Genomic DNA, 12,087 nt, shown 5'->3' on the forward strand with positions numbered 1-12,087 from the left:
CTAATCTGGCGAGGACGCCATCATCGCTTCGACCCTGAGCTGCACGGCCGGATCACCGAATAAAATATAGTTGCGCGCATCATTGCGCGCGACCCAACGGTTTGCCAAAATTGCGTCTGAGATTTTCCGCGGATCAAATTCGCGCGCGCGCTGCATGTCGGCGAGTTCTCCCGACAGCACCGACCAGCGCAAGTTGAAAAGATCTGTCGCCTGTCCGAGCCGTTCGCCCTTCAGGATTCGTACCATCACATCGCGAAATTCCTGCACTAGTGGAACACTGCGACCGCCCCGAAACGAATAGGACCACGCTCGGTCGATATGTGTAAGGACGGCGAGCGCCCCGGAAAGCAGGAGCCGCTGCGGCAAGCGCGCGGTGAACGGAGCGCTTGCAAGTTGTACCGCCCGTCCGGGAGCGTGCCACGCATAATCGTCAAAAGCCGGACATCCACCGCTGTAGCAGGCGAAGAAGAAATGTATCAGGCCACCCAGCTTGCTATCTTGATCGACGTCAATAGCCGAGTAGCTCATCTCGGGAGTGACCGGTCCCGATCTCCATTCCTGGCAGATGATCGCACCTTGGCGCTCGCGCTGGCCTGGCGCATCGCAGGGAATGGCTAGGCCGTGAGAGCCGCTGAACAGCAGCGCCGGCAAGGCTCCGCGATCGCCGCGCAACAAAGACTGAAGATTGCCCTTTGTCGCGTCCTTCCCAAGTAGCGGTCTCGTCACAAATCGTTGCCGAGCGCCAAGAGGTTTGACATGGGCGTTGCCCGTTACCAGCGGCTGCGCGACAAGGTCGTGCAGTAAAGCGGTCGCGCGATCACCTGGATTTCTAGGTGCAAAGATTGCGACTTCTCGGCGTTGCTTCACGCTTGAGGCCTGTTCATAATCGATAAGCTGGCGCGCGTAGCTGCGATAGTCCTCAGGCTTTTCAAAGTCGAGACGGCCAACACCCCAATAAGTGTCAAGTTGGTATTGAAACTCGAAGGGGATGATGGTCGGAGGTCCGACAACGGTCAAATAGAACGGCACACCGAGATGGGGGTCGACAACTGAAAACCCAACATTATTCTTGGTCAACCAAGAGCGGGCTGTATCATTGCGCTGATATCCTCTGCCGCCTTCGAAAACCTGCAGCAGACGCGGACTGCGCACTTGGCTTGCGCGATAAGAAATAAGTGAATCTAGCGCCTCACGAATGGAAGGATCTACACCTTCCGCAAAGATGATGCCCCAGCCTGCTTCAGCGAGATTATTCGTATCGATGTCGCTGATCGCAAGCTTTTCTGAATCCCTGTCGGCGCCGCGCTGAACGATCTCTCTTGGTGGCACGTCGACCTCGGAGAGTACACGAACGTCGAGCGGTGGGAGGAGGTCGCCATTCTCCCAGATCCCGTTGGGAACGGGCAGGTCGTCGTCTTCATCCAATTCGACTGAATCATTCATTTCGACGCCATAGGGTTCAACGTCCCGCGCCAGTGCGCACGGCGTCCCAGATCGCGTGCGCAACTTCTTCGCCGTCGATCATCGAGTGTCCGCCGATGAACGCTGTGCACTCAAGATTGTAGATACCGCCCTTTCGGAAAGGGTAACGCTCGGAAACAGGCAGCATTTCAAAATCTTGCGCTTCTTCTAACCCCTGAATTCCCCACGTCCCAATTCCGCCGAAGATCGGCAGCTGGTCGTCGAAGGCGACTTGCAAGGCCAATCCCACGGCCAGGGGATAGAGCACCCCGACAGCACCATCATGCTTGGAGCGAGTCGTAACGATAGGCCCGCTCACCGCGGGCATGCGGACCATGGTGTTGAAGTATCCTGGCTTCCGAACAAGCTTAATAAAATCGGCAAAGGCCCATAGCGATACCGCTCCCTGGATTAGGAAGAGCGACTCAACGGGACGGGGCAATCGGGCAATTCCCTTCAGACCGCCCAAAATGGAAGATACGACGATGCAGCCGAAGCTGTGCCCGATGAGATGAATACGAGCTGCGGGATATTGCTCTTGCAGCTGGGCGCAGAACGGATGCATGGCATGCTCGCCGAGCCGTCGAGCCCGTTTCTTCATTGTCCAGAATGAGAGCTGCCGAAGCGGCGAAAGCAAACCAGAGAGAACTGTCGGTTCGGCAAAATTGGCACCTAACTCCTCAGATATCTCAAACGCGGCAACGGGATCGAACTGCACGCCATCGCCATCGGGTGGACCATCCGGGCCTCCGCTTTCGTAGCCGATCTGTTGCCCGAGTTCTCGATAAGCTTGTGCCACGTGATCGGGCATCAATACCGCGCCGGCATTGTCTTCATTTTCGTGAATGATGACTTCGAGCAATCGTCGAGTGTTTGCTGCGTCGCCATCGAAGAAATCTACATATTTTGCCATGATTTCTTCGGGGGAGGGCTGTTCATTAGCGAATGCCGGTGCGTCGATCGACTCCTCACCGAAAGGCAGGCTTGGCCAATGCAATCCGATCCAGCAGGGCCGGAAATCCGCTCCCATAGCGTTCAGATCGTCTTGCCGCGCAAGCATCGCGCCAAACCAGCGGTTGTATTGCTCTTTTGCGCCAGGCAGGTCGCCCTTCCAGCCGTGGCTGGAGAGAAAGATATCAGTCGGGGGGCGGAGCTTGAGTTCAGAGAGGATGCGCTCGCTTAGCAAAGCTTCTGCGCCTGCCGCCTGATCGCTGATCTCAGTACCGTTCTTATCGAACGCGATTAGCCAGTATGATGATGTCGATCCGGGTATCTGGCAAAGCGGCATGGAACTGTTCCCAACCGTCTTTTAGCGCAATGAGATTCCCCAGGAATAGCAATTCCCGGGCACACAGTGTTCAATCGCTGCGCCCAATCATAAGCACATCCAGCGCGTGTGTCGCAACAGAATACGCAGGCCCATCGTCTCCACAGCTTGAAAGACGGGTGGCAACAACCCGACGCGATCTCGGCGATGTTACCGTAGATCGAGGGAATGGTCTGATACGGCAGCAGGAACAAACAGGTCGCTAAAGGTGGGTGGACGGCCGCCTGCTCAAATTGAGGCACCCGTGCATCGAGCCGGCTGTTATGAGTTCGCGGCCTCGAAGAGTAACTGAGGCGGCGCGATGTCGCCCGACTGACTTGAGGCTTTGGCCATCGCGCGAAAGTTTTTGGTTAGGTTCAATCGCGTGGCGGAGAGTTGAATCGTGGCGTCCATCAGGCACAAGCGTGCTGTCCGCTAGTCGACATCAGCACATTTAAGTGGTACAAACAGTCAAGAGTGCGTCTCTGTAAGTCTTTGTTTTTGCTCACGTTTGGTAGGTTGATGTCTAGTCCGCCCCTGGGCACCATCATTTCAATGACTTACAGCGATTGACGGCGACCCGTTAGACACTTCCAAAGCCTGGTTAGACAATTACGTTCGCGATTTGCTCCCCAAGGGATCCAACTTCTCGATCACCTCTCGCATTCGCTGTGGAGTGTCCGCCGTCTCGGAATAGTGAATCGCCATTGCGAGCGTCTTCTGGCCGAGCCATCGCCGGACTGTGTCGATATCGAAGCCGGCCTCAATAAGCAGAGTTCCAACTGTGTGCCGCAGGCCATGAAACGTGAGCCCGTCGCCGATCTTCCCTGCACGCTTTAGAGCTCCCATCGCTTTGATGAAGCTGGAGTTGAAGCCGCTCTCCGTCCATGGCGTCGCGTTGGTTGTCGCTGCGATAGTGATCGCAATGTGCTGCGGCGATTGCTTTAGTAATTGAGCTAAGTCAGGATGGATCGGGAGTGAAAGTTCTTGGCCCGTCTTGTTCGTCCGCCGCCAAATTCGACCTTCGCGAATCGCGCTCTTCTTCAACGCCAAAACATCCCCCTTGCGTAGACCGGTGAACATTGCCAGCCCTACTGGTAATTTCAGTTGGTGGGGAAGTTCTGCGAGAACAGTTCGACATTCTTCGATTGTCCAAGGTCGACTGGCTGAAGGTGCGCTTCGAGACCTCTTGACACGCTTCAAGCCCTTGACCGGATTATCGCGAACGATCCCGTGCTCTTTACCGTGCTCACATGCAACCGATACAACTGCCATTACGTAATTCGCTTGCCTGCGGCCGTGTTTCTCCGCAATGCGGTCTCGTACGCCAGCGATTGGGCCGGGACAGGTGCTCGTCCGCAACCGCGCGGCCGGCGTGAACAATATTGACCTGCTGATCCGTCGCGGCGCGCTGCCCACCGAGGCAACACCCTTGCCGCATGTGCTGGGGGTCGAAGGTGCCGGCGTGATCGATGCGGTCGGCCCCGGCGTCGACACTCTCTACCGCGGCGACCACGTGATGTGGCTGGGCGACCTAACGGCAGGTGGCTATGGGCCGTTCACAGTCATTGACGCCGCTTACGTCGCGAGGATTGCGGCGTCCATTCCATTCGAAATTGCCGCCGCAGCGCCGGTCGCGTACGTCACCGCTCGACACAACATCCATACCTATGGAGCTCCCGACCCGGGCGCCTGGATCCTGGTCCATTCGGCGGCGGGCGGAGTTGGCATTGCAACACTGCAGGTTGCCCGCAACGACGGCTTCAGGACGATTGCGCTGACGACATCGGCGAAGCTCGACTTTACCCTGGAACAGGGCGCTACGATTGCCATCGACCGCGCGGCAAGCGATGTCGTGGAGCAAATATTACGCGTGACGGGCGATCAGGGCGTGGCTCTCAGCCTGAATTCCGTGGGCGGCCCCACAATCGTCCAGGACCTAAAGGTGCTTGGCAAGTTCGGCCAGATCATAAGTTTTGGTCATCTCGGCGGCCCGCCGCAAGGCTCCGCGAGCGATCTGCTCATGCCGCATTTCAACAAGAGCGTAGCAATCCGAAGTTCCGACCTCTTCACGCTCTGGACCACGAAGAAGCCTGCGTTCAGTGCAATCCTTCGCCAAGTCGCGGATGATCTAGAAAGCGGCTCGATTTCGCCGCAGATTCACGCCGTCATTGCCGACTCGCAAGCGATTGCGGCACACCGAGAACTGGAATCTGGTTTGACCAAGGGCAAAATCGTCATTCGGCAAGATATTTGAACCGGCCAACCGCCAAACGAGTGCGTGGTCCTGACTGCGTGCGGGGAGGGGATCACACTGTCCCAAGTCGTCCTGGCTTTGCTGTCATTCCGCTCGCCGGATTCAAGACGCCGGATTATCTCAAGGACTACGTTGCGGCAATTTACGTTACGCTGGCGGCTGAAAATAACTTGTTTGATGTCGCCAAGAGGATCAGCCGGGGACTCGCGGCGGTATGCGGCTGGCGACAGGAGACGTACCACTGCCACCTCTTGGCCCCGCGAAGATCACTGAGCTCGCCCAATTTTTCCCACAACGATCCCGGCATGCCCGTTCTCCGCCGTGCAGATGAAACACTGGCGGTGAGAAAAAAGAAACCCCTCCTGTCGCGAGGGCCGCTGTACATTATGACCGGCCTTCCATGCAGAGACCTCCATCCACTCCGCTAAATGGTCAAGTCCGGTTGCCGCCCATCGGCGACATAACGTGCAGATCAGCCCGCGTAGATGTAGCGATCCGAATGCGAGGTTATCTGGTTAGGTCGGGGGTCGGTCAACTTGTGTACAGCACCTAGCCAGAGCGCCCACCCGTAGGCGAACACGCCGCCTGTTCGATCTGATCGGCAGCGTGCTGGGCGGGAGTTTCGCCCGATGACATTGCGGTTCGAAGCGCCAGCGCACCTTCTCGGAAACGTTCATCCCGTAAAACCCGCACGATAGCCGACCGAATGCACCCGCAGTCTGCGTTGGCGGGCAGCCGGATTCCCGCATCGCGGGCAACCACTCGGGCGGCATTGTCATGCTGATCGCCGACCAGGGGCAGACAAACCATCGGTACCCCGTGTCGCAGAGACTTTGTCACCGTGCCGATGCCGCATTGAGTTACCAGAGCATGCGCCTGGGGCAACACCTCGTCGTGTGAGACGAATTTCACGAGACGCACGTTTGACGGCCGCTCGAATTCTCCGGCCTCCAGTGCAGGCCCGAGTGTGACCAGAGCGCGGACGGGTAGGTCAGCAAGTGCCACAAGGATCTTTCTCAACAGGCCAGATTGTCCCTGATTGAGTGTGCTGAGCGAGACGAGGACCAGCGGGCTACCCTCGGTCGGCCACCCTACGCCTGCGCCCATCGCTTTAGCTATATCTTCCGGGGTGCCCACATGACGCACGTTGGCCGGAAAGCGCGCAGGCCAATCAAATGCTGGACTCACGAGGACCAGCACCCGCGCCGCACCGTATTGCTGGAACGGCGATCGCAAGGTGTGCAAACCAGAAAGTGCCCGAGCCCTGTTTAGAGGCAAGAGGGCGTTGCCAACCCACAGTTGGCCGATGATCAAGCGGCCGAGCACGTCCCGACAGAAGCCCAAAGGTCCCGCCTTCGGTGCGTAACCCGGTCCGTAGGGCGGCACCTTCGCGACAGGCCAGGGATAGACGGTATGCATCAGGGCTACTGACGGGATGCGTGCCGCCTCGGCCGCGGCAAAAGCGCCAAGCAAAACAAAGTCAGCGACGACAAGGTCGGCTTTGTCGCGCCGCAGTTCGTCCGAAACATTCAGGGCCCAGGCGGATGCCCATACGGCCGTGTAGGCCTCGCCCTGCACGCTTCGAAACGATGCCGGCGTCCAAGATCCGATCAGGGCCCGGTCGGCATATGTTGGATCATCAAAAGGATGAAGATCGGGCTCCTCAAACCGAACCAACTCGGCTCCCAACTCGCCGACACGCTGCAGGAGCGAAGGACTGACGGCTAGGCGCGATCGACGAACACCCGGTCCTATCATGACGCGCACTCGGTGATTTCGCGCAATCAGCTCCGCGAGAATTGGCAAGATGAGGGGGATATTGCCCCCTCCCTGAAACATGCAGGCAAGTATCCGTAGAGGGCGCTCCATCGCAGAATTTTCGATACTTCAGTCGATCGGGGTGAAGCCCGTCGCTTGCACGATCGCCTTCCATCGTTCGGATTCCGACCCGATCAGCTGCGCAAAGGCCGTCGTGGAGATCGACTCGATTTCAAGTGACATTCCTGTCATGCCGGACTTGACCTCGTTGGTGCTCAGGGCCTCATGAATGGACCGGCCGAGCCTCTCGACGGTATCGGCCGGCGTCTTCGCCGGAACGAAGAATCCATAGCGCGTGAGATCCTCAAGGGACGGATAACCGGCCTCAGCCATCGTCGGCACATCGGGAAGAAATGAGCTGCGACGTGGCCCGGTCGTCGCCAGCGCACGAAGTTGCCCGGATTGGACAAGCCCCAATGAGCTTCCTATCGGCATAATGGCCGATGCGATCTCGCCCTTGAGAAGATCCTGGATTGCGGCGTTGCCTTGATAGGGCACGTGAAGAAATCCGAAGCCTGCACTACGCCCCAGCATCGCACCGATGAAGTGCAGTGTGTTTCCGACACCCGCCGTACCGTAGGTGGCTTCCGTGGGATTGGCGCGGCACCAGGCGACGAAATCGGCAAGAGTCCTTACGTCACCCGGCACCTTCGGACCGACCGTCACCAGCGTTGGGCTCGAGGCGACGATCGAAACTGGAGTGAAGTCCTGTGGCTCGTATTTGAGCGTCTTGTAGACGTGCGGATAGAGCGTCATAAATCCAAGCGGAGCGAGCAGCATGACTGATCCGTCGGCGTCAGCGGCCCTGACGGCCTGCACCGCGAGGCGACCGGCTGCACCTGGCCGGGTCTCTACGACTATCGTCTCCGCATAATCCTTCATCTGCGCGGCAACGAGCCTTGCTAGGCCGTCCACCAACCCGGGGGTAAAGCCAGTCATGATGTATGTGGTTTTCGTGCGCGATTGGGCGACAACCGTCGATACCGAAACAGCGGAGAACGCGATACCGACCGCTGCCGCCGAGGCTGCAAGCAGGTCGCGACGTCTGACCATAAGATGTGTCGCCATGAACCGTCTCCTTGACCCGGCGCCGCTTGCGCTCGGCAACCGAAACGTTGCAGGACGAGGATGCTTGAGGCAGACATATCAGTCCAATGCTATTGTGTGAGGATTCCATAACCGTTTTGATAGGCCTCGAACATGCAATCCATCGAACTGGCTCGGCGCCGTCTCAAACTTCGCGACCTGCATATTCTGGTCGTTGTAGCGATGCGGGGCAGCATGGCGAAGGCCGCGGCAGAGCTTGGCATTTCTCAGCCGGCAGTATCGAGGGCAATCGCCGATATGGAGGAGGGACTGGGGCTTCGCCTTCTCGACCGCGGCCGCCATGGCGTAGAACCTACTGCCTATGGCCGCGCGCTCATCAAGCGCGGTGTGACAATTTTCGACGAACTGACGCAGGGCTTGCAAGAACTCGAATTTCTTGCCGATCCGACCGTTGGAGAGCTGCGCATCGGCAGTTCTGAGAACGTAGCGGCCGGCCTGCTCCCTGCCGTCATCGACCGCTTCTCGCGGCAGTATCCCGGCATTCGCTTGAACGTCTCACAAGCGGTGCTTGGTACGAGTCAGTATCGCGAGCTACGCGAGCGTAGCATCGATCTGTTGCTGGGCTGGATTCCCACGCCTTTCGCGGAAGAAGATCTACTGGCGGAGCGCGTATTTGACGATCCTAGCGGCGTGGTGGCCGGCAGGCAAAGCAAATGGGCGCGGTCCTCCAAGGTCAGCATGTCCGATCTGGCCGACGAAGCCTGGATCTTGCCTCCTTCCGATACGTTTCCGGGTTCTGCAGCGGCTAAGCTGTTCCGCGAAGTCGGCTTAAACATGCCTCGCACGCCTCTCACAACGCTATCCATTCATCTCTGCTGCAGGCTTGCCGCGACCGGGCGCTTTGTCACGCTGCTGCCCAGCTCCATTGTGCGGTTCGGCGGACGTGATCTGTCGCTGAAAATGCTCCCGGTAAAGCTGCCACGAAGGCCGCCCGTGCACGTCGCTGTTGTAAGAATGAAGAACCGCACCATCAGTCCTGCGGCCGAGAAGTTCATTGACTGCGTTCGCGAGATTTCCAACTCCATAGTCGAAAAACCGCGGCTCCGCAGGTGATCGGCCGGCGTTGGCGAAATTAGCAGGAGCACGGGTCCAAGGTTAGACTCTAGGCCCAGCAGCGTTTATTCGCTTTCTCGGCGAACCCGTCGGCATGTCGCCCCGGGGGCCTCAGATGACCAGCCAGAGACCTTCACGACTTACGCGCTCCTCCACTCAAGCCTAAAAAGCCACGAGAACGCCGATGTGGCCAAATCGGTCGCCTACACTAAAAAAAGGTCTACCCCCTCTCGCAAGCAGCATCACCTCAGCCGCGACCGACTGAATCACACTTGGGTAAAACTTTCTCACCTACGATCATCCTGCTCGAGTGAGCGACGAGGCTGAAGCTAAGGCTGCACGCCCAAATTGTCACTCCTCCGGCAACTGCGCGAAGGACTTTCCGCTTGTCCTGCTTGTTCTACCCCGCTGTTTCTAAAAGCGCTGTAAGCGGGCATAAACCGATTGCCTTGTGCGTCCTAGCCGCTCGCCAGCCTGCTTAGCTGTAGCACCTGCGCCAAAGAGCGAAAGCAATTCCGCCTCTTCTGTCGGCAACCACGGACGTACCGATCTGCGACTGTTCGTCATTTAAGGGCTGGCCTGCCTAAAAGCGCGGCGGCGCTGGCCGTCGCGGTGGGTCCGGAACACGCGCGGGGCGCTCTAGCCGTGACGGTGCTGGCAAACGGGTGGGCTCTGGCACACGGTTACCGCGCGTCATCCAAGCCGCCAAGCGGGCATAGCTGCGCCTAAGGCTAGGTAAAAACCACTCGGCTTTATCCTCATGATTCATAGTGAAACGGTACAGGACGCCGGTTTAGGATTGGTTGCAACCTCGAAGGCGGTTAACCGTTCGTTAAGACGCCTTTCACGTGTCGGGACACGGCACAATGCGAACGCGGGAGCTGGCGGGTAAAAATGCATCCGCGCTTACCCGGAAAGGGAAAAGCCGCAGCGTGGTTCCAGCCCCACTGCGGCATTCCCGGGCAACTTGAAATTGATGGTTGGTACTTAAATCGCGCCGGTGTTCTCCTTGTAGAACACCCCGTTCCGAAAATGGAGTCGGTACGACTACCGGAGTCTGCCTTGCCACGAATTGTCGCTACGGAGCAAACTGGCAGGCTTTCTTTTCCAGCTCCAGGCTGCCAAGCCAATTGCGGATCAGAGCGCCAGAGCCGCGAAAGTGAAGGTCGCAGGAACGGCTAAGAAGCTGCTCCTGCGACCGACGCCGCGACGTTCCGCACGATCGACACGGCGGCTGGACCTAAGCATATCGCGCGCCAACCTCGCCACGATCTTAGCCAATCATTAGCTGGAATTCTGTCAGTGTTGCTTGGGACGGGGCCCTGGGGATTACGCGGCCTTGTGCTCGAAGGCCGCCGGCAGCCAGCCCACGGCGGGCTTTCCCTTCCACGGGGCTGCACCTCCGCAACACAGTCTAAGTTCCTCGCAAGGAACAGCATTTTCTTCGCGCGACGAAACACGGCTGAAACAATCCGATGTTTTGCTGACGATACCGGGGCTGGCTCCTTATTTTGCTTAAACCTTTTCACCCGGAGTTTTCGACCGCGCTGGGCCGCAGCAGTATCCTCCTGCTGCGGCCCTTGCGCCGATAGTCCTGATTGCCCATAACGGATAGCATTATGCCCAATTGTTTGATCGTTGTTGCCGCGGGCCGACAATTGGATCTGCTGCGCGGTGAAGCGTCCCGCATCTCAAAGGGAGCCAAAGCGGATTGGTGGAGTGATCCTGCCGAGGTAGGAACGCGCTTTTGCTTCGAAGATGCAAAGGCGAAAGAGTCATTCGCGCTCACTTGCGACAGCTTCGGCATTCCTTGTAGAGACGGTTAGTCGCGCTTCCGGCCTGAACTGATCGAGCGAGGGGAAGGGCAGATCGCCGGCCGTGCGTGCACAGTACCGGCACATGGCCTGCTGACTGATGGATTTCACATCGGCAAATGAACCGTCCGTGTATCGCATGGCTCAAAAACTACCCGCCACGTCTTAACGAGCCGTCCGAGCAGCCTCTACCGGGCGACGATATGTCATATATAATTCGGCGAAGTTGGCCCACCGGAGGGCCTTTTTTTTCCGCGACACCAGCTGGACTCTCGCGCCTACATCAGAGGCTCGGCAGCCGTTGCGAACCCTGCAGGAGCATCCAATTGTATCTATAAGGCAGATCAAAACCGAGCGTCCAAGGCAGCTTTACCGGAGCCACAAAGACGCGAACACGATCGCCCAGAAGAAGTCGATGGCACCGAAAGGCACCACAGAGCCGACAACACGACCGGATCCAGATAGCGCAAAGACCGGGACTGAGAAGGCCAGCTTTTCAAGGACCGCGAACAGCATCGCCGGTCGAAAGCGTAGCGGATCATACGCTATCATGAAAAAGATACCTTGTGCGGCGAGAGCCGTTCCCACGAAGCGATAGAAGTATTCCGGATGGGCGAAGACCCCCGTATCGACGGCGATGTTTGCCTCGAGGAAGTAGAGGGGCAATAGGACAGCGACCCGTAAACGCCAGCAGCTGCAAAAAGGGCCAACGGGCCAGCCTGAGCGCCCGAACATCTTTCATCCACGAATCCTTCCTTGCGGCATGCAAACCTTGGCGGCCAGTCGGATGCCGCCAAGGGCGTCCTATGGCGACCTTTTCCATCTTGCGGATGGTCTCGCGGATTACCGCGAAGGGGTCGTGGCCGACCTTGCCGTCCGGACGCAGGTAGTAGGGACGGATCAGGTAGCGCGGATCGATGTCGCTCTTGTCGACGAACTCGTCGATCTCGATGGTCCGGGTCGATTACAGGGCGACATCCGAGGTACGCTCGCCCAATTCACCAGTATCTTCAGCCTTTCGCATGCGGATCAAAAACGCCCTGCTTCGAGCCGGGTTGGACGGCTAGTGGTACCCTTCGTGCAGTCGTGCAACTCGTGATGTCTTTCCCATGGTGACGTTCAAAGGAACGAAGTCGTGGCCGGCTTGGATCACCGTAGAGTGCTTTGGATGGTGCGTTAATGGGCAAGGGGCGCGGTCGCAGTTGACGCCTCGTCGAATGTTGGATTGGCAGGCAGGCCGACGAAAGAACTGGCGGATCTTTGAGCGACGA

The 12,087-nt window shown here is 58.3% G+C and carries 8 protein-coding genes and 1 pseudogene; 2 read left to right on the forward strand and 7 right to left on the reverse strand.

Annotated elements, in window-relative coordinates:
- The 3 genes from BRA471DRAFT_RS03915 to BRA471DRAFT_RS35600 form a co-directional block, all read right to left on the reverse strand.
- A complete protein-coding gene (locus BRA471DRAFT_RS03915) occupies positions 1–1,443 on the reverse strand; it encodes a hypothetical protein (RefSeq protein WP_007604814.1) in 1,443 nt (480 codons plus the stop codon).
- A 16-nt stretch (positions 1,444–1,459) separates the two neighbouring features.
- On the reverse strand, positions 1,460–2,749 hold the full coding sequence (locus BRA471DRAFT_RS03920; RefSeq protein ID WP_007604815.1) for a hypothetical protein: 1,290 nt from the start codon (positions 2,747–2,749) through the stop codon (positions 1,460–1,462).
- 630 nt (positions 2,750–3,379) lie between these two features.
- A complete protein-coding gene (locus BRA471DRAFT_RS35600; RefSeq protein WP_083843126.1) occupies positions 3,380–4,042 on the reverse strand; it encodes a tyrosine-type recombinase/integrase in 663 nt (220 codons plus the stop codon).
- Between the two features lie 73 nt (positions 4,043–4,115).
- Between BRA471DRAFT_RS35600 and BRA471DRAFT_RS03930 the strand changes: the two genes are divergently transcribed.
- Positions 4,116–5,024, forward strand: coding sequence for a zinc-binding alcohol dehydrogenase family protein (locus BRA471DRAFT_RS03930; protein ID WP_198287857.1), 909 nt, complete (start codon positions 4,116–4,118; stop codon positions 5,022–5,024).
- Positions 5,025–5,573: 549 nt separating this feature from the next.
- Here the strand turns inward: BRA471DRAFT_RS03930 and BRA471DRAFT_RS03935 are convergent.
- Both BRA471DRAFT_RS03935 and BRA471DRAFT_RS03940 read right to left on the reverse strand, forming a co-directional pair.
- On the reverse strand, positions 5,574–6,701 hold the full coding sequence (locus BRA471DRAFT_RS03935) for a glycosyltransferase (RefSeq protein WP_157233970.1): 1,128 nt from the start codon (positions 6,699–6,701) through the stop codon (positions 5,574–5,576).
- A 210-nt stretch (positions 6,702–6,911) separates the two neighbouring features.
- A complete protein-coding gene (locus tag BRA471DRAFT_RS03940) occupies positions 6,912–7,910 on the reverse strand; it encodes a tripartite tricarboxylate transporter substrate-binding protein (protein ID WP_007604819.1) in 999 nt (332 codons plus the stop codon).
- A gap of 132 nt (positions 7,911–8,042) precedes the next feature.
- Here BRA471DRAFT_RS03940 and BRA471DRAFT_RS03945 point away from each other — a divergent pair, with 132 nt between their 5' ends.
- Positions 8,043–9,002: a LysR family transcriptional regulator gene (locus BRA471DRAFT_RS03945; RefSeq protein WP_007604820.1), complete on the forward strand. Its 960-nt coding sequence runs from the start codon at positions 8,043–8,045 to the stop codon at positions 9,000–9,002.
- A 2,183-nt stretch (positions 9,003–11,185) separates the two neighbouring features.
- Here the strand turns inward: BRA471DRAFT_RS03945 and BRA471DRAFT_RS38665 are convergent.
- Together BRA471DRAFT_RS38665 and BRA471DRAFT_RS37850 are read right to left on the reverse strand one after the other, a co-directional pair.
- Positions 11,186–11,551 (reverse strand): hypothetical protein, encoded by a 366-nt coding sequence (locus tag BRA471DRAFT_RS38665; protein ID WP_007604821.1) that lies wholly within the window; start codon positions 11,549–11,551, stop codon positions 11,186–11,188.
- Positions 11,552–11,615: 64 nt separating this feature from the next.
- Positions 11,616–11,780 (reverse strand): annotated as a pseudogene (locus tag BRA471DRAFT_RS37850) (Ku protein); the annotation flags it as partial.
- Positions 11,781–12,087: the final 307 nt, after the last annotated feature.

Source organism: Bradyrhizobium sp. WSM471 (assembly GCF_000244915.1).
Taxonomy (GTDB): domain Bacteria; phylum Pseudomonadota; class Alphaproteobacteria; order Rhizobiales; family Xanthobacteraceae; genus Bradyrhizobium.